General features: G+C 70.2%; 19 protein-coding genes. 8 read left to right on the top strand and 11 right to left on the bottom strand.

The features are described 5' to 3' along the window. Positions 1–69: 69 nt before the first annotated feature. The 4 genes from OG936_RS06580 to OG936_RS06595 form a co-directional block, all read right to left on the bottom strand. Entirely contained in the window at positions 70–1710 is a 1641-nt protein-coding gene (locus OG936_RS06580; RefSeq protein ID WP_406493175.1) for a cation acetate symporter, read from the bottom strand. Then, a complete protein-coding gene (locus OG936_RS06585) occupies positions 1707–2072 on the bottom strand; it encodes a DUF485 domain-containing protein (protein ID WP_406493177.1) in 366 nt (121 codons plus the stop codon). Before OG936_RS06585 ends, OG936_RS06580 begins: the two co-directional genes overlap by 4 nt. 528 nt (positions 2073–2600) lie before the next feature. After that, positions 2601–2999 carry a DUF6281 family protein gene (locus tag OG936_RS06590; RefSeq protein WP_406493178.1) on the bottom strand — a complete coding sequence of 133 codons (399 nt, stop codon included), beginning with the start codon at positions 2997–2999 and terminating at the stop codon, positions 2601–2603. 38 nt (positions 3000–3037) lie between these two features. Next, positions 3038–3373, bottom strand: a complete 336-nt coding sequence (locus tag OG936_RS06595) for a hypothetical protein (protein WP_406493179.1) — start codon at positions 3371–3373, stop codon at positions 3038–3040. 769 nt (positions 3374–4142) lie between these two features. Here OG936_RS06595 and OG936_RS06600 point away from each other — a divergent pair. Next, positions 4143–5678 carry a S8 family peptidase gene (locus OG936_RS06600; RefSeq protein WP_406493180.1) on the top strand — a complete coding sequence of 512 codons (1536 nt, stop codon included), beginning with the start codon at positions 4143–4145 and terminating at the stop codon, positions 5676–5678. Between the two features lie 101 nt (positions 5679–5779). Further along, the gene (locus OG936_RS06605) at positions 5780–7201 is read left to right on the top strand and encodes a CoA transferase (RefSeq protein WP_406493182.1); all 1422 of its coding nucleotides are present in this window, start codon (positions 5780–5782) and stop codon (positions 7199–7201) included. On the opposite strand, the gene OG936_RS06610 is transcribed toward OG936_RS06605, so the two are convergent. Together OG936_RS06610 and OG936_RS06615 are read right to left on the bottom strand one after the other, a co-directional pair. After that, complete coding sequence (locus OG936_RS06610) at positions 7188–7868, bottom strand: lysoplasmalogenase (RefSeq protein WP_406493184.1); 681 nt, start codon at positions 7866–7868, stop codon at positions 7188–7190. The genes OG936_RS06605 and OG936_RS06610 overlap by 14 nt on opposite strands. Next, the gene (locus OG936_RS06615; protein WP_406493185.1) at positions 7865–8743 is read right to left on the bottom strand and encodes a sterol desaturase family protein; all 879 of its coding nucleotides are present in this window, start codon (positions 8741–8743) and stop codon (positions 7865–7867) included. The genes OG936_RS06610 and OG936_RS06615 overlap by 4 nt, the downstream gene beginning before the upstream one ends. 306 nt (positions 8744–9049) lie before the next feature. Between OG936_RS06615 and OG936_RS06620 the strand changes: the two genes are divergently transcribed. Then, on the top strand, positions 9050–9634 hold the full coding sequence (locus tag OG936_RS06620; protein ID WP_406493187.1) for a TerD family protein: 585 nt from the start codon (positions 9050–9052) through the stop codon (positions 9632–9634). Between the two features lie 257 nt (positions 9635–9891). On the opposite strand, the gene OG936_RS06625 is transcribed toward OG936_RS06620, so the two are convergent. Genes OG936_RS06625 through OG936_RS06645 form a run of 5 tightly spaced genes read right to left on the bottom strand, consistent with a single transcriptional unit; the run spans position 9892 to position 14919 of the window. Next, entirely contained in the window at positions 9892–10605 is a 714-nt protein-coding gene (locus tag OG936_RS06625; protein ID WP_406493189.1) for a VIT family protein, read from the bottom strand. Between the two features lie 25 nt (positions 10606–10630). Beyond that, positions 10631–11950: an amidohydrolase family protein gene (locus tag OG936_RS06630; protein ID WP_406493190.1), complete on the bottom strand. Its 1320-nt coding sequence runs from the start codon at positions 11948–11950 to the stop codon at positions 10631–10633. After that, positions 11950–13227 (bottom strand): amidohydrolase family protein, encoded by a 1278-nt coding sequence (locus tag OG936_RS06635; RefSeq protein ID WP_406493191.1) that lies wholly within the window; start codon positions 13225–13227, stop codon positions 11950–11952. Before OG936_RS06635 ends, OG936_RS06630 begins: the two co-directional genes overlap by 1 nt. Beyond that, entirely contained in the window at positions 13217–14122 is a 906-nt protein-coding gene (locus tag OG936_RS06640; protein WP_406493192.1) for an SDR family NAD(P)-dependent oxidoreductase, read from the bottom strand. The genes OG936_RS06635 and OG936_RS06640 overlap by 11 nt, the downstream gene beginning before the upstream one ends. Next, complete coding sequence (locus OG936_RS06645) at positions 14119–14919, bottom strand: acetoacetate decarboxylase family protein (protein ID WP_406493193.1); 801 nt, start codon at positions 14917–14919, stop codon at positions 14119–14121. Before OG936_RS06645 ends, OG936_RS06640 begins: the two co-directional genes overlap by 4 nt. Positions 14920–15034: 115 nt before the next feature. On the opposite strand from OG936_RS06645, the gene OG936_RS06650 reads away from it, so the two are divergent. From OG936_RS06650 to OG936_RS06670, 5 genes are all read left to right on the top strand, one after another. Continuing rightward, the gene (locus OG936_RS06650) at positions 15035–15688 is read left to right on the top strand and encodes a TetR/AcrR family transcriptional regulator (protein ID WP_383749701.1); all 654 of its coding nucleotides are present in this window, start codon (positions 15035–15037) and stop codon (positions 15686–15688) included. Between the two features lie 29 nt (positions 15689–15717). Further along, positions 15718–16716: a DEDDh family exonuclease gene (locus OG936_RS06655; RefSeq protein ID WP_406493195.1), complete on the top strand. Its 999-nt coding sequence runs from the start codon at positions 15718–15720 to the stop codon at positions 16714–16716. Between the two features lie 64 nt (positions 16717–16780). Continuing rightward, a complete protein-coding gene (locus OG936_RS06660) occupies positions 16781–17014 on the top strand; it encodes a hypothetical protein (protein WP_266745420.1) in 234 nt (77 codons plus the stop codon). Between the two features lie 74 nt (positions 17015–17088). Next, entirely contained in the window at positions 17089–17931 is an 843-nt protein-coding gene (locus OG936_RS06665; RefSeq protein ID WP_406500334.1) for an SURF1 family protein, read from the top strand. A 115-nt stretch (positions 17932–18046) separates the two neighbouring features. Continuing rightward, positions 18047–19846 (top strand): glycoside hydrolase family 15 protein, encoded by a 1800-nt coding sequence (locus OG936_RS06670; RefSeq protein ID WP_406493196.1) that lies wholly within the window; start codon positions 18047–18049, stop codon positions 19844–19846.

Genomic DNA, 19846 nt, shown 5'->3' on the forward strand with positions numbered 1-19846 from the left:
CACGAGGTGCGGCACGGCCGTGTCGTAGGACTCTACGACACGGCCGTGCCGCACCCGGTTCGTTCTCGCTCAGTGCGCTCCGACACCGGTGAGGGACTTGACCTCCAGCTCGGCGTACTTGCCCTTGTCCGGCTCCTCCTTCGAAAGGAGGGAGCCGATCCAGCCGAGCAGGAAGCCCAGCGGGATGGAGATGAGGCCCGGGTTCTCCAGCGGGAACCAGGAGAAGTCGACGCCCTTGAACATCGATGTCTTCGGGTTGCCGGAGACGACCGGGGAGAACAGTACGAGGATCACCGAGCTCGCGAGACCGCCGTAGATCGACCACAGGGCGCCCTGGGTGGTGAAGCGCTTCCAGAAGAGGCTGTAGAGGATCGTCGGCAGGTTGGCGGAGGCGGCGACGGCGAAGGCGAGCGCCACCAGTCCGGCGACGTTCATGTCCCGGGCGAAGGCTCCCAGGACGATCGCGACCGCGCCGATGAGGACGGTGGCCCAGCGCGCGGCCCGCATCTCCTCCTTCTCTGTGGCCTTCCCCTTGCGGATGACATTGGCGTAGATGTCGTGCGCGAAGGAGGACGAGGAGGCGAGGGTCAGTCCCGCGACGACGGCGAGGATGGTGGCGAAGGCGACGGCCGAGATGACGGCCAGCAGCACGGCGCCACCGGTGGAGCCGACCCCGCCGAGGTATTCGGCGAGCTGCGGGGCGGCCGCGTTGCCGGCCGGGTTCTTCGCCTTGATCTCGTCCGGGCCGATGAGTGCCGCGGCGCCGAAGCCGAGCGCGATCGTCATCAGGTAGAAGGCGCCGATGATACCGATGGCCCAGTTGACCGACTTACGGGCGGCCTTGGCGGTCGGCACCGTGTAGAAGCGGATCAGGATGTGCGGGAGACCGGCGGTGCCGAGGACCAGGGCGATACCGAGGGAGAGGAAGTCCAGCTTGGAGGTGCCGGTGGCGCCGTACTTGAGTCCGGGCTCCAGGAACGCCGCTCCGTGGCCGCTCTTCGCGGCGGCCGTGCCCAGCAGGTCGGAGATGTTGAAGTCGAACTTCAGCAGCACCAGGAAGGTCATCAGGAGGGCACCGGCGATGAGCAGCACGGCCTTGACCATCTGGACCCAGGTGGTGCCCTTCATTCCGCCGATCGTGACGTACACGATCATCAGCACGCCGACCAGCGCGACGATGAGGATCTTGCCCGCGTCGCTGGTGATGCCGAGCAGCAGGGAGACCAGGACGCCCGCGCCGGCCATCTGCGCCAGCAGGTAGAAGATCGACACGACGATGGTGGAGACGCCGGAGGCGGTGCGGACCGGGCGCTGCCGCATCCGGTAGGCGAGGACGTCGCCCATCGTGTAGCGGCCCGAGTTGCGCAGCGGTTCGGCGACCAGCAGCAGGGCCACCAGCCAGGCGACGAGGAAGCCGATGGAGTACAGGAAGCCGTCGTAGCCGAAGAGGGCGATGGCTCCGGCGATCCCGAGGAACGAGGCCGCCGACATGTAGTCGCCGGAGACGGCGAGCCCGTTCTGGAACGCGGTGAACTGCCGTCCGCCCGCGTAGAAGTCGGCGGCGCTCTTGGTCTGCCGGCCGGCCCAGACGGTGATGCCCAGGGTCGCGGCGACGAACACCGCGAAGAGCGTGATGATCAGCGGCCGGTGCTCGGTGGTCGAGGAGGCGGCCAGCTGGAGGGCGGGGTGGGCGTGGTACGCGGCGCTCATGCGTCGGCCTCCATACGGGACTTGATGGCCTCGGCCTTCGGGTCCAGCTTCGCGGCCGCGTGGCGCGAGTAGAACCAGGCGATGAGGAATGTGGTGACGAACTGGGCGAGGCCGAACACGAAGGCCACGTTGATGTTGCCGTACACCTTGATGCCCATGAGGCCGCCCGCGTAGTTGGACAGCAGCACGTACAGCAGGTACCAGAGGACGAAGGCGATGGTCAGCGGGAAGGCGAACGAGCGGTACGAGCGGCGCAGTTCGCCGAACTCCGCGCTCTCCTGCGTCGCGATGAACGCCTCGGTCGTGGGTTCGGCAGGGTGGGTGGCCGTACTGACCTCGGGTGGCGGTGCATCGGTAGCCACGGAATCTCCTCGCGACGCGGGTGCGGTAGTGGGGACGGCGGATTTCACTGGGGAACCTCGGTGTCGGGGGATGGTGGTGCGTCTCCCCTGACAACGGCACGGAGAGCGCGGCGAAGCGGTTCACTTCGAGTTGCGGCGGACGGACGGCCCGGCTGTGGAGCCTGAGCCGGTGCCGGCCGAGGCGGGCGGGATGCTGCCCGTGCCGCGCCGTACCGAGGGCATGGGCGATGAAGAACTGTTGGACATGGCCGACGGCAGCTCGTCTCCGCCTCCGCCGTGCGCCGCCGTCCGCCGCTGGGCGACGGAGGTGACGGAGCATCTCCTTCCACCGATCACGCTCCCGACCAGCGTGAGTACTCGGCCCTCAGCTCACGCCAGCCCGTGACCCGCGAAATCAGGATGAATAATCCTCAATCCGTCCCTTCGCTCATGCAGGCCTCTTCACTGAGAGCACCCGGTCAATGGCAACGGAATGGGCGGTGCGCGGGACGTCACTGCCGTTCGCTCAGCAGCGTCCCGCGCGCCGGGTCATGATCCGTCGATCAGCTTCTGCACCTCGAGCGGCAGCTCGTCGCCGGCGTACGAGGCCACGAACACCGCCTCGCCAGGTGTGGCCCCGACCGCGATGGCCGCCTCGGGGGATACGCCTTCCACCCGGTAGGCGATCACGCCTTCCGGAGATTCCTCTCCCCCGTCCTGGCCACCGACGTCGTTGCAAGGTGGTTTGGTCGCGGTTCCGAGCTTCTGCCCGACCGTGAAGTCCACATTCGCGACGTCCTCATAGGTGCGGTTCTGGTAGGTGAACTGAATGGCGCAGGACTTCTCCCCGCCGGTACTGCCGGTACTGCCGGTACTGCCGGTACTGCCGGTACTGCCGGTAGCCGAGCATGCGGCTGCCGGCAGCATGATGGCTGCCGCCAGCAGCACGCCTGAACTCCGTCCGCCCCAGCTCACAGACGTCCTCCCTAGTAGATGCTCCGAAGACCGAGGACGTCTCCCTTGCCGAGCGTCCTCGCCTTCGTCGAGCACTTGAACGAATTGATGTACATGGTGAGGTTCTCGTGCCCAGCCCCGACATGGCCCATTCCGAAGACGTGCCCGGCCTCGTACGTGCCGACGGAACGGATGTCGTACTTGTTGGAGCAGCTACAGGTCGGGCTGTTCGTGAAGCCGAAGTCCGTGGTGTCGTACCGGACGTCCGCCTCCCGCAGGTCGTTCTTGACGCCCGGCATGGGCCAGGTCCACGAGCAGGTCACCGCGACGTGCCTGCCCGCAAGGTTGCCCGCGTCCCAGGTGCTCAACCCGTCCCGGGGGGGTGCACTGGGAGCTGGAGTTGATGTCCGCCTCGTAGCTCGTCGTCGCCCGGTAGTTGGCGGCCGCGCCGACCTGATCGGTGTAGCCGCAGTTGTTGTAGCTCTCCGTGATGTTGTCAATGGCATCCCGGAACGCCCGCTTGGCATCCGGCTGTGACAGGCCGCCGGGCATGCCGCCGTCGCCGATGTACCACTCGTAGCTGCCGTACTCTCAGGGATCGATACGCCGGTGCCGTCGTAGGTGACGACGCGGCCCAGGCCGTTGCAACTATGGATATTCAAGGTGGCCGAGAGGTCGTAGACCGTCAGATCCCCTTCCTCGGGGGGCACACCGCCGCCCCGTTGGCGGACGTCTGCGCACTGCCTGCACCCCCGGCCATCGATACCGTCAGCGCGAACGCTACGACAGGTCTGTCTATGAGCCCTGGAACGCGTCCAGTCACTCCACACCCCCACATTTCGGCCCGCTGGACGGGACTTGATCGATCCGGGACAGCGTATAGATCAAGAGCATGACAAGTATGGGTGATCCTCAACCGTTGCTCCCGGTCGCCGGGCATCGCTGTCGGCCGCGAAACAGTCAGCCGGGCACGCCACTCGCCGAAAGGGCAACGACTCGGCGGCCGCGCTCCACACTTCGAACTGATTTACGTCAATTCATTGATGCGCCGGATGATCAGCGATAGCTTCACCGTTCATGCACATGGCCGGACGCACCCCGTGTCCGGCCGGCTGAGACGGATGATGTGGAGACCCCATGGCTCACCTGGGATCCAGACGGACCCGCGTACTGACACTGCCCGTCGGATTGGCGCTCACGGCCTCGCTCGGCTTCCTGCCGATGGGTGCCGCTTCTGCCGCACCGGTGGACGCGCAGCCCACAGCGGCGGTCTCGACGGACGGCCCGAAGCTCTCGTACGTGGTCAACACGCGGAGCAATCACGGGACCGTCAAGCAGGTGAAGAAGGCGATAGCCGAGGCCGGCGGCACGGTGGTGATCGCCTATGAGCAGATCGGCGTCATCATCGTCGAATCGCAGAACCCGGACTTCGCGAAGACGATCCGCCGGGCCAAGGCCGTCGATTCGGCCGGGGCCACCCGCACCAGTCCCATCGTTCCGCAGGCCACCACGGACATCGGGGTGGCGCAGCCGCTCACCGCCGAGCAGGCCCGGAGCGCGGCGGCGGAGGCTACGGCGGACCAGGATCCGATGGAGCCCCTCCAGTGGGATCTGCCCGCCATCAAGGCCGACCAGGCGCACCAGAAGACGCTGGGCAGCGGCAAGGTCACCGTCGCGGTCATCGACACGGGTGTCGACGACACCCACCCGGACCTGGCGCCGAACTTCAACCGCGGGGCCTCAGCGAGCTGTGTGTCCGGGGCGCCGGACACGACGGACGGCTCCTGGCGTCCGAAGACCGGTGAGAGCGACCACGGCACGCACGTCGCGGGCACCATCGCCGCCGCGAAGAACGGCATCGGGGTCACGGGCGTCGCGCCGGGCGTGAAGGTCGCCGGCATCAAGGTCGCGAACCCGGACGGCTTCTTCTACACCGAGTCGATCGTCTGCGGCTTCGTCTGGGCCGCCGAGCACGGCGTCGACGTCACCAACAACAGCTATTACACCGACCCGTGGATGTTCAACTGCAAGAACGACCTCGACCAGGGCGCCCTGGTCGAGGCCGTCGCCCGTGCCACCGGGTACGCGGAGCGCAAGGGCACAGTGAACATCGCCTCGGCCGGCAACAGCAAGTTCGACCTGGCCTCCGGCGCGATCGACGACAAGACCAGCCCGAACGACACCACGGCCGTGACCCGGACGATCGACCCGCGCGAGTGCCTCGACATCCCGGCGATGCTGCCGGGCGTCGTGACCGTCTCGGCGACCGGTGCCAAGGGTCTGAAGTCCTCGTACTCGAACTACGGGAACGGCGTCATCGACGTCGCGGCTCCCGGCGGTGACTCGACGGTCTATCAGGCGCCCGCACCGCCCGCCACGAACGGTGCGATCCTGTCCACGCTGCCGGGCGGCAACTACGGTTACAAGAACGGTACGTCGATGGCCTCCCCGCATGTCGCGGGTGTCGCGGCCCTGATCAAGTCGACGCACCCGCACGCCTCCGCGGCCACGGTGAAGGCGCTGCTGATGTCCGGGGCCGACGCCACCGCGTGCGGCGCCCCGTACGACTACAACAACGACGGCAAGATCGACGCCGTCTGTGAGGGCGACAAGAACCACAACGGCTTCTACGGGGCCGGTGTGGTGAACGCGCTGAACGCGGTCCTCCGGTAGGAGCCCGCCGGGACGTGCGATGCGGCGGGAGGGGCCGGGCCTTCGGGCGCTCCTCCCGCCGCCTCTTCCCAGTTGGTGGCACTCAGTGCCATTGTGTGGGGATGAGTCATGCACGAATGTCCGGTACGGAGCAGGCCTGGGCGGCGCTCGGCGGTGCTCCCGCGCTTCTCGCGCACCTCGGAACGGGTGGCTCCGACGGGCTGCTGCCCGCCCGGCTGCCCGTGATGGAACTGGCCCGTTCCGCCGTCGCGGTCTGCTCACTGGCCGCCGCCGAACTGGCTGCCCGCCGCACCGTGCGCCCCGTGCCGCAGGTCCGCGTCGACGACGGCGCGGTGGCCACGGCGTTCACCAGCGAGCGCCATCTGCGGATCGACGGCCGCGCGCCGACCAACTTCGCCCCGCTGTCCCGGTTCTGGCGCACGGCGGACGGCTGGGTCCGTACGCACGCCAACTACCCGCACCACCGGGCCCGGTTGCTCGCCACGCTGGGGCTGCCCGCGGACACCTCGGACGACATCGCGGTGGACGCCGTCGCCGCCTCGTTCACGGAGCGCACGGGACACGAGATCGAGCAGACGGTGTACGCGGCGGGCGGCCTGGCCGTCGCCGCCCGTACGCCGGCCGAGTGGGCGGCCGACCCACGGGGCGCCGCCGTCGCGGGTACGCCGCTGGTGGGCAGGGAACGCATCGACAGCGCGCCCGTCCGTCGGACGACACCGCTCACCGGCGAGCCGCTGCTGCCCGCCGCCGGGGTGCGCGTGCTGGACCTCACCCGGGTCATCGCGGGGCCCGTCGCCACCCGTACGCTCGCGCTGCTCGGCGCGGACGTCCTGCGGATCGACGCCCCGCAGCTCCCGGAGAGCCAGGACGCGCACAGCGACACCGGATTCGGGAAACGGTCGGTGGATCTGGACCTCGGCAGCCGCTCCGGCGCGGCCGCCTTCGATGAACTGCTGGCCGGCGCGGACGTGGTCGTCATCGGCTACCGGCCCGGGTCCGTCGAGCGGTTCGGCCTGACTTCGCAGGCCCTGGCCGCACGCAGGCCGGGACTGGTGATCGGGCGGCTCTCGGCCTGGGGGCGCGGCCCGTGGGCACGGCAGCGCGGCTTCGACAGTCTGGTGCAGGTGGCCACCGGCATCTCCTCGGTCGAGGCCACGGCCGGGGCGGAGCACCCGCCCGGTGCGCTGCCCGCCCAGGCCCTCGACCACGGCACGGGCTATCTGCTGGCCGCCGCCGTGCTGCGCGCCCTGACCGAGCAGCACGACGAGGGCGGCTCCCGGGTGGCCACGCTCTCGCTCGCCCGTACCGCCGCCTGGCTCCTCGACGAGCTGCCCGCCGGCCGGGAGGACGAAGCCGCGGATTCGTCGTACGGCCCGGAGAAGTGGCTCACAGAGACGGACAGCCCGCTGGGACGGCTGCGTCACGCCCTGCCGCCGGTCGCCTTCGACGGCTCCCCCGCCGACTGGTCGCGCCCGCCCGGCCCGCTGGGGGCGGACACGGCCGCCTGGCTCACGGCTCGATGAGCGCCTTCGTGCGCCCGCCGGGTGCGAGCGCTCCGACAGTCAGCAGGAACTGTGCGGCGATGTAGGTGAGCATGACCCAGAAGTCGGGGGCGGGCAGCTGCGGCCAGTCGGCGATGCCGGTGGCGATGAGCGCGTCGGAGAGGAGGAAGAGCGCCCCTCCGACGGCCGCGTACCGGCCGAGGGTGCCGGCGCGGTACGCCATCGTCGTGAGCAGCAGGCTGTAGCCGGTCATCGGGATCCGCAGGTCCGGCGGCAGGCTGTCCCAGAGCAGCGCGACGAAGGTGGCCAGGACGGCGGCGTACACGATCCCGGCGAGCAGCGGGCCCCGGGCGCGTCCGAAGAGCCACAGGTAGCAGACATGGCCCGCGGCGAAGGAGCCCATCCCGATGAGGAAGGCGGTGTCGGAGTCGGGCAGCAGCAGCGTGTCGCCGCCCCAGCCGAACAGGAGCGCCGCGATGAGCAGCCGGGGGCCGCGCCGGGCGGCGGCGTACCCGGCCAGCAGCGGCATCAGCAGGGGCTTGGCGAGGAGATGGGCGACCGGGACATCGGCGAGGACGCCGACGAGATCGATGGCCGAGGCCACGAGGAAGGCGATGAGCAGCGGGCGTACGAGACGTTCCCGCCGGTCCGTGACGGAGTCGGCGCTCCTGCCGGCGTCGGCGCTCATCCGGTGCGCTCCTGGGCGGGGGCGGCCGTACGGGCGACCACTTCGGTGGGCTGCCAGCCGGGCCCGCGGAAGATCCGTCCGGCCCGCTCGCTCCAACTGCCCGCCGCCCGCACGTCGCGGGCGATCGCGGCGTACTCGTGGGTGGCGACGCGGAGCGGGTTGAACGTGTCGATGTTCTTGGTGAGGCCGAACACGGGCCGCTCCGTCTCGGCGGTGAAGGACCCGAAGAGGCGGTCCCAGAGGATCAGGATGCCGCCGAAGTTCCGGTCCAGGTAGCCGCCCTGCGACGCGTGGTGCACCCGATGGTGGGAGGGCGTGTTCAGTACGTACTCGAAGGGTGCGGGAAGCCTGTCGATGCGCTCCGTGTGCACCCAGAACTGGTAGACGAGGTTCGCCGACGAGCAGAACGCGAGCGCGGCCGGATGGACACCACAGGCGATGAGCGGTACGTAGAAGGGCCAGACGGTCAGCGACGTCCAGGGCTGGCGCAGCGCGGTGGACAGGTTGAACTTCCGGCTGGAGTGGTGGACCACGTGGCACGCCCAGAGGATCCGGATGACGTGGTGGCCGCGGTGGGACCAGTAGTAGAAGAAGTCCTGCGCGAGCAGCATCAGCAGGACCGTCCACCACAGCACGGGGACCCGGAGCGGCGTCAGCTCGTAGACGGCGGTGTAGATCGCGACGACGGGCACTTTCCACAGCAGGTCGAAGACCAGGCTGCCGAGCCCCATGGTGATGCTGGTGACGGCGTCCTTCGTCTCGTACCCGGCGGCTTCCTCATCGGGGTGGAGGCGGTGGAGGGCCATTTCGAGGACGGTGAGCAGGACGAAGGCGGGTATGGACCAGAGCACGACATCGGGCAGGTTCGGCGGCATGGGAGCACCGTAGAGCCGCGGATCGACCGCGCACCAGACGTTGTTACCAACAAGTATACGAGACGCGCTGTCAGCGGTCTTTGGAGACTTCCGCCAACGCGGGCGTCACGCCATCCTTGTACCGGAACTTCCGCGGGCGAGTAACCGCCCTGCGATGATTCGGAAGTTGCCGCCCCCGGACAGCCCGAGAGGGTTCACGCGCACCTCGCCCATGGGGACCCGTCACAGGGAACCACCGAGGCGCCCAGGCACACTCTGCATGGTGTAGTCCCTCCGACAATCCCCTGACAAAAGGATGATCCACGCATGATCACGCTCACCAAGGAAGACGGCCCGGCGGACCTGGACGGGGTGACCCATCTGTCCATCGGCGTGTCCTGGGACCCCACGGCCGGCAGCAGCGGCGGCGTCATGGGTCTGGTCCGCCGCAAGGCCGGAACGGACCTCGACCTGATCGCCGTCGCCACGCAGGACGGGGACCCGGTGCGCCTGGCCGGCCTCGACTCGCTGGACCCCATGGGCAACGGCTCCCTCATACACAGCGGCGACAACCAGACCGGGCGCGGGGAGGGCGACGACGAGACCGTCACGGTCGAGTTCGCGCGCATCCCGGGCAACATCACGTCGATCGTGTTCGTCGCCGCCGCCTTCAAGAAGGGCAGTTCCTTCCAGAAGGCCCGCAACATCAGTTTCAAGGTCTACGACGCGACCGGGGGAAGCTCGCAGCAGGTCGCCGACATATGGCCCAGCCTGCTCACCCAGGACAACGGCTGCGCGGTGGCCAAGGCCGTGCGGGTCGGCGGCGCGTGGAAGCTCGAAGTGATCAATACGACGGGGAAGATCAAGCAGGGTGACGAGCATGCCCTGATGCGCTTCGCCGTCAGCAAGTAGTACGCGGTCGCCGACGTGGCCGCGGGAACGTTCCCCGCGCCGGAGCACACCTTCTGAGCGGAGGTCCGGTCGGAACGGACGGGCGAGAGGGCCAGAAGGCCGTTCGCCCGTCCGCGTTCCCTCGCTGGTCGGCGCGGCGTCGAGGGCGGCCATGCGCGCGTGGCTCAGCCGACGCTCGACGCCGGACTCACCGGTCGACGTCATGGACGCAGCAGCACCCTCCTATTACCTTCCCGGCAAGCTTGCCGGTCGCGGCACTAGACCCCCGCCGCCCCCAGCAACTCTCCCGCCGCATACGTGACCGCCATCGCCAGCGCTCCCCCGCCCATGTTCCGCAGCACCGCGGGTCCCGCCATCGCCTCGCCCAGGCGGGCGCTCCACCAGCCCGTCACCGCCAGCGCCGCCAGTACCGACAGCACGGTCACGAGCAGCCGCAGCGACGCCGGGGGCAGCACGATCGCCAGCAGCGGCAGCAGCGCGCCGACCGTGAACGCCAGGAAGCTCGCTCCCGCCGCGTGCCAGGGGTTCGTCAGCTCGTCCGGGTTGATGCCCAGCTCGACCACCGCGTGGGCGCGCAGCGCATCGCGTTCGGTAAGCTGGACGGCGGCCTCGCGGGCGACCTCGTGGCTCAGCCCCCTGCTCTCCAACAGGGTGGTCAGCTCGACGAGTTCCGCCTCGGGGGCCTCCTTCAGCTCCCGTTTCTCCGTCGCCAGTGCGGCCCTCTCCGAATCGCGCTGGGTGGAGACCGATACGTACTCGCCCACCGCCATCGACATGGATCCGGCCAGCAGGCCGGCCAGGCCCGCGGTGAGCAGGATGCCGCGGTCGGCGGTGGCTCCGGCCACACCGACGACCAGGCCGGCGGTGGAGACCACACCGTCGTTGGCGCCGAGGACCGCGGCGCGCAGCCAGTTCAGCCGCGTGCCGAGTCCGTTGCCATGCGGTTCGTCATGCGCCTGGGTATCCGTCACCCGAGGATGGTCTCACCCCGCCCCGTCACCAGACGCGTACCGACCCGCCCGGCGCGAAGGCGGGGCTGGTCGCGTCGGCCGGGGTCTGCTTGAGGGGTTCGGCGATCTCGTCCACCGTCGGGCCGACGGTCGCGGCGATACGGTCCAGGGCGGCCAGGTCGAATCCGTAGACGCGTGCCGCGTTGCCGCCGATCATCGCCGCGATCTCCTCGGGCGGCAGGCCCGCGTACGCGATCCGCAGGCCCTCCCGCGAGTACGGGGCGGTGCCCTCGTCGTGCGGGTAGTCGCTGCCCCACATGATCTTGTCGAGTCCGATCCGGCCACGCAGCGGCACCTCGTGGGGCCGCATGAAGCTGGCGCCGACGTAGCAGTTGTCGCGCCACACCTCGCCGGGGCTCGCGCCCATCGAACCGGCGAGCCCCGCACCGAACTTGGACTCGGCGGTGGCTGCCCGGGCCGAGGCCGCCACCAGCCGTCCGTGGTAGTAGTCCAGCATCTCGACGACGCCGGGGATCCAGCCGGAGCCCTGTTCGGTGAGGACGAGTCTGAGTCCGGGATGGCGTCGGAACGCGCCGCCGAAGATCAGGTGCCACAGCGCCCGGTGCGAGAACCAGGTCGTCTCCACCATGAAGACGGCCCGGGCCGCCGGTTCGTCGCCGAGCGGCGGGGAGGCCGATCCGCCGTGGTGGTTCACCGGTACGTCCAGCTCTTCGCAGACCGCCCACAGCGGGTCGTACGCCCGGGAGTAGAGCTCCGGGACGCCGGAGCCCGGCGGGGCGCCGGGCAGCAGGATCCCGCCGGTCAGGCCCGCTTCCTTGGTGCGGCGGACCTCGCGGGCGGCCTCCGCCGGATCGTTGAGGAGGATCTGCGCGACGCCCGCGCGCCGGCCCGGCAACTGCGCGCAGAAGTCGGCGAGCCAGCGGTTGTGGGCGCGCAGACCGGCCCAGCGCTGCTCGTACTCGGCCCGCGACGGTGCGGGCGCCATCAGGGAGGCGGAGGGGAAGAAGGGCGGGATGGTGTTGGGGAAGACGACCTCCGCGACGATGCCGTCCGCCTCCAGTTCCGCGGCGCGGCGAGCGGAGTTCCAGTTCCGGTCGGCGGTGTCGGCGAGGAGGTCCTCGTACGGGTTGACGTAGGCCGCCGCCCACGTGTCGAAGTCGTCGTGGTACTTCGTCTCCAGGTACGGCCGGTAGTCGAGGAGATCGGCTCCGGCGTGGCAGTCGGCGGAGATGACGGTGTAGCGGGCCGGGTCCCGGTCGGTGTGACGGTTCGCGTCAGGATCGGTGTGCCGGTCCGTGTCACGGTTCGCGTCCCGATCGGTGTGCCGGTCCGTGCGCCGGTTCATCACGAGGCTCCCAGGACCGGGAAGTCGTGGCCGGTCAGCCAGTGCCGGCCCACGTCGCGCGACCTGGCCCAGGACGCCTCGACCGCCGTCTGGTCCGCGCTCTGGCCCAGGTCCTCGGGTGTCGGCCCGATGCGTTCGGCGATCGGGGCGAGCTTCGCCGTGTCGAAGCCGAAGACTTCGGCGGCGGCGAGGCCCAGCATCCGGCGGGTCTCGGCCACCGGGATGTCGTGGAAGGTGTCGCGCAGCCAGTTCGCGGTGTTCGGCCAGGTTCCTTCGGGGTGCGGGAAGTCGCTGCCCCACAAGATGTTGTCGACGCCGATCTCGTACCGCTGGGCGAGTTCGCGGCGTTTGGTGTTGGTGGCGCAGATGAAGACCTGGCGGTCGAGGTACTCGTGCGGGGGACGTTTCAGTTCGGCGAAGGGGGAGAGTTTCTTTCCGCCGTGGGCGCCGAGGTAGAGCCGGTCCATGAACCACAGGAGGTTCGGCAGCCACCAGCAGCCGGACTCGGCGACGCCGAACCTCAGCCCGGGGTGGCGTTCGAAGGCGCCCGACCAGAGCAGGAACCAGAGCGGCCGGGACGGCCACCAGGTGACCTCGGAGACGTAGATCCCGAGATGGTCACCGTACTCGTGGCGCGGGGCCGCACCGGAGTGGGTGACGACCGGCATGGCCGTCTCGGCGGCGGCTGCCCACACGGGGTCGTAGCGGCGGTCGTGGTACGGGGCCTTGTCCACCCACATGGACGGGATCATGAGCGCGCCGAGTCCGGACTCCTTCGCCCGGTGGATCTCGGCGACGACCCGGTCGACCTCACCGGTGACCGGCAACAGCGCGACCCCGCAGTGGCGTTCGGGGTTCTGCGCGACGAAGTCGGCGAGCCAGCGGTTGTGGGCCTGTGCGCCGGCCATGCCCAGTTCCGGGTCCTGGTCGCCGGAGAGTCCGAGGCCGACGCCGAACGGGGCGGCGGTCCGGCTGTCGACGGCGTCCGCGTCGGGGAAGACGACCTCGGCCGCCACCCCGTCGCCGTCGAGCTCCTTGAGACGCTGCGTCGCGTCCCAACCGCCTTTCAAGCCTTCCTCGTTGTCGTGGAACCACTTGTCGGCGAAGGCTTCGTTGCGTACGCCGAGGCGGGTCATCTCCGCACGGCGGCGGTCGCGTCCGGCGAGGAAATCGTCGAACTCCCGGTGGAAGCGGGCGTCGAGATAGGGCCGGTACTCCTCGGTGGGCAGCCCGGCGTGGCAGTCGGAGGAGATGATCAGGTACGGGTCAGTGGTCATCGCTCGCTCCTCGGTCGAGTATGAAGCTCTCCAGGTACGACGGTTCGGCCCGGTCGAGCATCGACTGCGACCGGGCGCGGATCTTCCGGTCGCTGTGCTCGCTCTCCGGCAGCATCCAGAAGCGGTCGGCGCGTATCCCGTCGACGACGGTCGCGGCGACCTCCTCCACGGGGGTGAACTCCACCTCGTGGCCCGCCGCCCGCATGGCGGACTCCCACTGGTCGAGGCTGCGGTACGGGGTCCTGCGCGGGCGCTCCTTGGCGTACCGATCGGGCCGGTTGCGGTGCGACTCCCACAGTCCGGTACGGAGCATGTGCGGGCCGGGGAAGAGGACGGAGGCGCCGACCGCCGCGCGCTCGGCCTTCAGATGCGCGTACAGGGACTCGGTCATCGTGACGACGGCTGCCTTGGTGACCGCGTACACGGAGGCGGTCGGCAGCGGGGCGATCCCGCCGTCGCCGGACGAGGTGTTGACGACATGACCGGGGCCACCGCCCGCGATCATGCGCGGTACGAACGCCTGGATGCCGTGGAAGACGCCCCACACGTTGACGGCGAAGGCCCACTGCCAGTCGTTCGGCTCGTGCTCCCACATCCGGCCCTCGGCCCCTGAGCCGACACCTACGTTGTTGCACAGCACGTGCACGGCGCCGAAGGTGTCGTACGCGGCCTCGGCCAGAGCCTGTACGGAGTCGCGTTCACTCACGTCGACGACGTGCGCCAGCACCCGCGCACCGTTCTCGCGCAGGCCGCCCGCCGCCTCGTCGAGCGCGCCCTCCTCCACATCGGCGAGGACGACCTTCAGCCCCTCGGCCGCGAACCTGCGCGCCATCGCGAGGCCGATGCCGCTCGCCGCGCCGGTGACGACGGCGACCTGCCCTTCCGCCAGCCTCATCGGACGCTCCCCTGCGGCGGGCCGTCATGGATCTGCTGCGGGTCGTCGTAGCGCTGGTGGATGTACGGCAACAGCGCCTCGGCGCTCACCCGTTCCACGGCCCTGCCCCGCTGGTCGCTGGTCTTCTCGCCGATGGTGAGGTCGACGAGCCGGCGTACGGGGAGGTCGGCGACCGGGTCGTACACCGACTCGCGCAGCACCACGTCGCCCGCGACGCGTTCGAGCCGGCGGACCTTCTCGTGGCGGGTGCAGTGGATCAGCACGGGGCCGGAGTCGAAGCCCTCGCCGTCCACTGCGGGCAGGAACTTGAAGTAGAAGTCGAGCTTGTCGGCCGGTTCGGGCAGCGGGAGCGGTCCGCTCACCGCGCCGCGCACCTCGACGAAGGCGATGCCGTGCCGGGCCAGCGCGGCCCGGACGACGAGGCCGTCGCGTTCGACGGTCACCTCGCCGAGCTTCTTCGGTTCACCGAAGACCTCGCGACCGCCGGTCAGCGCCCGTTCGTGGGTCATCGGCATGACGAGCGGATACCAGCCCTCGTGCCCGTCATGGACGGCGGCGACCGCGACGGAGCCGGCGCCGAGCGGGTAGCCGGGGAGTTCAACCGTGCTGATGCTGGCCCGGACGAGCGGGCGCTGTGCGGGTTCGAGGGGCGGCGGCAGGACGGCCGCCACCGCGTCGGGGTCGCTCTCCCAGAGGGCCACCACGCCGGTGGACCAGATGTCGGGGAGCGTGGAGCGGGCCGCGCGGGCCGCCGCGATCTCGGCCCCGGTGCGCGCGCCGTACCGTACACGTGCCATGGACGTACCACCCTTCTCGGTTGTCCGACGTCCGGGCTCTGTAACACAGTTACACCGATGCGAATGAAGGGTAAATAGGCGTGCACCTGACGGAGTTCGAAAAACTGGGAGCACTGTGGCCCGATCGTCGCTGACCCGCGAAGAGGTACTGGACACCGCCACCGCCCTGGTGAAGCGGCACGGCCCGCAGGCCCTCACCATGCGCGGGCTGGCCGCCGAACTGGGCACCGCGGTCACGTCGATCTACTGGCACGTCGGCAATCGCGAATCACTGCTGGACGCCCTCGTCGAGCGCACCGTGCGGGAGATGGGCACCCTCCGGCCGGCCGGCCGGACCCCGGCGGCCCGGATCGTCTCCGTCGCCGTCGGCCTGCGCCGCGCACTGCGGGCCCGGCCGCATCTGATCGCCATGGTCCACGAACGGGGGCTCACCGAGCGGATGTTCCTCCCCGCACAGCGGGCCCTCGTCCACGAGGTGCACGCCGCGGGGCTGCACGGGGCGCGGGCCGCGGCAGCCGTGCGGGCGGTGCAGTTCCAGACCGTCGGCTTCCTGCTCGTCGAACGCAATCGGGAGCGGTCCCCCGTCCAGTCCCCCGGCGAAGGCGATCTGTGGGCCGCGTCCACCGCGGACGACGACCCGGCGCTGGCCCGCGCGCTGGCCCGGCCCGCCGATCCGGACCGGCTGTTCGCGGACTCCGTGCGGGCCCTGGTGGAGGGTCTGCTGGCCGGTCCCGTACGGCGGGCACGCGGGCGGGAGACGGCCGAATAGGAGACTGTCGGAGGCGGCCCGTATTCTCTGTGACCATGCTCGACGACCGTCAGACCGCAGCACCGTGGCCGACCGCCTACCCGCAGGGGTACGCGGTCGTCGACGTGGAGACCACCGGACTCGCACGGGACGACCGGATAGTGTCCGCGGCCGTCTACCGCCTGGACGCGCGGGGCAACGTCGAGGACCACTGGTACACCCTCGTCAATCCGCAGCGTGATCCCGGCCCGGTCTGGATCCACGGGCTGACCAGCGAGGTCCTGGACGGCGCTCCGCTCTTCCCGGAGGTCGCCGCCCAACTGTCCGAGCGGCTCGCGGACCGCGTGCTCGTCGCGCACAACGCGGCCTTCGACTGGTCGATGCTGGCCCGGGAGTACGCACGGGCCTCGGTCACCGCCCCCGTCGAACAGCGGCTGTGCACCATCGCGCTCTCCAAGGAGCTGCGGCTGCCCCTGCCCAACCACAAGCTGGAGTCGCTGGCCGCGCACTTCGGAGTCGTGCAGCAGCGCGCCCACCACGCGCTGGACGACGCCCGGGTGCTGGCCGAGGCGTTCCGGCCGAGTCTGCACGCGGCGGCGCGGGGCGGGGTGCGGCTGCCGTTGCTGGAGTGCCGGCCGCTGACCGAGTGGTCGGACTCCCCGGTCGCCCCGCGGATCGGCTACCAGCCCTCGTACGGTCAGGGCAGCTGGCGTCCCTCGCGAAAGCGTCCGGCGTGCCCGTATCCGAACCCCGGGCGGTACGAGAAGGACAAACCCCTCATGCAGGGCATGCGGGTGGCGTTCTCCGGGGACACCTCCGTCGACCGAGAGCTGCTGGAGGACCGGGCCGTGGAGGCCGGGCTGCACGTGGCGACCAGCGTGTCCCGGCTGACCAGTCTGCTCGTCACCAATGATCCGGACGCGGCTACGTCGAAGACGGTGAAGGCGAAGTCGTTCGGGACACCGATCCTGGACGAGAGCGCGTTCACCCATCTGTTGCGCGATGTGGCGCCGGCGGCGGCGCAGCCGGCCGCGCGGTCATCGGAGTGAACCGGGGGCGACTCGCCCGCCCGCCGCTCGCCCGCCGCCGCTCCGGCGTCCCACCCTGTGGCGCATGGCACGTTGCGAGGTTTGCGGAAACGACTACGGCATGTCCTTCGAGGTGCACGCGCAGGGCGCCGTGCACGTCTTCGACTGCTTCTCCTGCGCCATTCATCGCATGGCGCCCATTTGCGAGCACTGCCGGGTCCAGATCATCGGCCAGGGCGTCGAGGTCAACGGCCACTGGTTCTGCGGCGGTCACTGTGCCCGCGCCGAGGGGAAGGTGGGCATCATCGACAAAGTCTGAGCACCGGCCGCCGCCGCGCCCCTTCCCCCCACCCCTCCGCGATGCACCCCATGACGCAGATGTACCGTCATGGGGTGTACCGCTTCCTGTTGACCCGGCAGTGGCTGATCCTCGCCCTCCTCGCCCTCGTACTGATTCCCACGATGGTCGAGCTGGGCTTCTGGCAGCTGCACCGGCATGAGCACAAGGTCGCGCAGAACTCCCTGATCTCCCGCAACCTCAAGGCGGGACCGGTTCCGGTCACCTCGCTCACCTCGCCGGGTCACACGGTCCCGCGCTCCGACTACTGGCGCGCGGTGACGGCCACGGGTACGTACGACACCGCGCACGAGGTGGTCGTACGCCGCAGGACCTCCACCGACGACCGGATCGGCGTCCACGTACTGATCCCGCTCGACCTCAAGGGCGGCGGCACGGTCCTGGTCAACCGCGGCTGGGTGCCCTCCGCCGACAGCCAGCGCGCGTTCCCCGACGTACCGGCCGTACCCAAGGGCGAAGTGACCGTGACCGGGCGGCTCAAGGCCGACGAGACGACCGGCACCAGCGGCATCAAGGACATTTCGGACCTGCCGGACCGCCAGGTGATGCTGATCAACAGCGCCCAGGAGGCCAAGCGGCTCTCCCGGCCGGTGCTCGGCGGCTACATCGAGCAGACCGGACCCGAGCCGTCCGGCGACTCCCCGGAACTGATCGCCGCCCCCGACGACGGCTCGATCGGCCCGCACATGGCGTACGCCGTGCAGTGGTGGCTGTTCGCCGCGGGGGTCCCGGTGGGCTTCGTGGTCCTCGCCCGCCGGGAGAAGCGCGACCGGGTGGAGGCCGCGGCCAAGGCCGCCGCCGGGGAACAGGACGCCTCCGAGCCGAAAACGCCGGAACAGCCCGGGCAGCCGGAGAAGCCGGAGCCCGCTACGGCCTGACGCCGTCTCCGGCGGGGTGCGGGGCCGCCTCTGATCGCCGGCGTACCGACGTGACCCGTGCCTCTCGTGGGACTGGGCTGCTTAACGAGGCCCAGGTTCGGGAACACGCCAGAACGTGACCCCACGCATCGAGGACTACGCTCTCATCGGTGATCTGCAGACAGCCGCCCTGGTCGGCAGGAACGGTTCTGTCGACTGGCTCTGTCTGCCCCGCTTCGACTCGGGCGCCTGTTTCGCCGCCCTGCTCGGCAACGAGGACAACGGCCACTGGCGGATCGCCCCGCAGGGCGCCGACGCCTGTACCCGGCGCGGCTACGCGGGTGACTCGCTCGTCCTGGAGACGTACTGGGAGACCCGTACCGGCACGGTCAAGGTCATCGACTTCATGCCGCAGCGCGACCGGGAACCCGACGTCATGCGGATCGTCGAGGGCGTCAGCGGCACGGTCGAGATGAGCTCCGTGATCCGGCTGCGCTTCGACTTCGGCTCGGTCGTGCCGTGGATGCGCCGCTCGCAGGGGCACCGGGTGGCGGTCGCGGGCCCGGACTCGGCCTGGCTGCGCAGCGAGCCGCCGGTCAAGACCTGGGGCCAGCAGTTCTCCACCTGCTCGTCGTTCACCGTCTCCGCGGGCGAACAGGTGGCGTTCGTCCTGACCTGGCACCCCTCCCACTCGCCCCGCCCCGAACTCGTCGACCCGTTCGAGGCGCTGGAGAACACCCTGGCCGACTGGGCCGACTGGTCCGCCCGGTGCAGGTACCGGGGCCCGTACCGGGAGGCGGTGATCCGCTCGCTGATCACGCTGAAGGCGCTCACCTTCGGCCCGACCGGCGGCATCGTGGCGGCGCCCACCACCTCGCTGCCCGAGGAGATCGGCGGCGTACGGAACTGGGACTACCGCTTCTGCTGGCTGCGGGACTCCACGCTGACCCTCGGCGCGCTCATCTCGGCCGGCTATCTGGAGGAGGCGGCCGCCTGGCGGGACTGGCTGCTGCGGGCCGTCGCCGGGAATCCGGCGGATCTGCAGATCATGTACGGCCTGGCGGGCGAGCGCAGGCTGCCCGAGTCGGAGCTGCCGTGGCTGCGCGGATACGACAGCTCCGGCCCGGTCCGGATCGGCAACGCCGCGGTCCGCCAGCGTCAGCTCGATGTGTACGGGGAGGTCATCGACTCGTTGCGGCTCGCGCGGGAGGCGGGCCTGAACGACAAACCGCACGCCTGGAACGTGCAGCTCAGCCTGCTCGGCTTCCTGGAATCCACCTGGCGCGAGCCGGACGAGGGACTGTGGGAGATCCGCGGCCAGCGCCGCCACTTCGTGCATTCCAAGGTGATGGCCTGGGTCGCCGCCGACCGTGCCGTCAGCACCCTGGAGAAGAACCCCTCGCTGCCCGGCGACGCGGACCGGTGGCGGGCGATGCGGGACGCCGTGCACCGGGAGGTGTGCGAGAAGGGGTACGACCCGGAACGGAACACCTTCACGCAGTCCTACGGCTCCCGGAACCTGGACGCCGCGACACTGCTGATCCCCCGGACCGGATTCCTGCCGCCGGACGATCCCCGGGTGATCGGGACGGTCGACGCGGTCCGGGAGGAACTGGGCAGCGGCTGCCTCGTCCGCCGCTACAGCACGGACGGCACCTCGATCGACGGGCTGCCCGGCAGCGAAGGGGCCTTTCTGGCGTGCTCGTTCTGGCTGGCCGACGCCCTGCACCTGACGGGGCGCACCGAGGAGGCCCGAAAGCTCTTCGAACAGCTACTGGCGCTCCGTAACGATGTGGGGCTGCTGGCCGAGGAGTACGACACCGTCGGGCGCCGGCAGCTCGGCAACTTCCCGCAGGCGTTCAGCCACATCGGACTGGTGGGCACGGCCATGGCCCTGGCCGGGGAGGACACGCTGGAGGCCGAGGCGGCAGGATAG

Origin of the sequence: Streptomyces sp. NBC_00846 (genome assembly GCF_045207325.1) — a bacterium.
Taxonomy (GTDB): Bacteria; Actinomycetota; Actinomycetes; order Streptomycetales; family Streptomycetaceae; genus Streptomyces.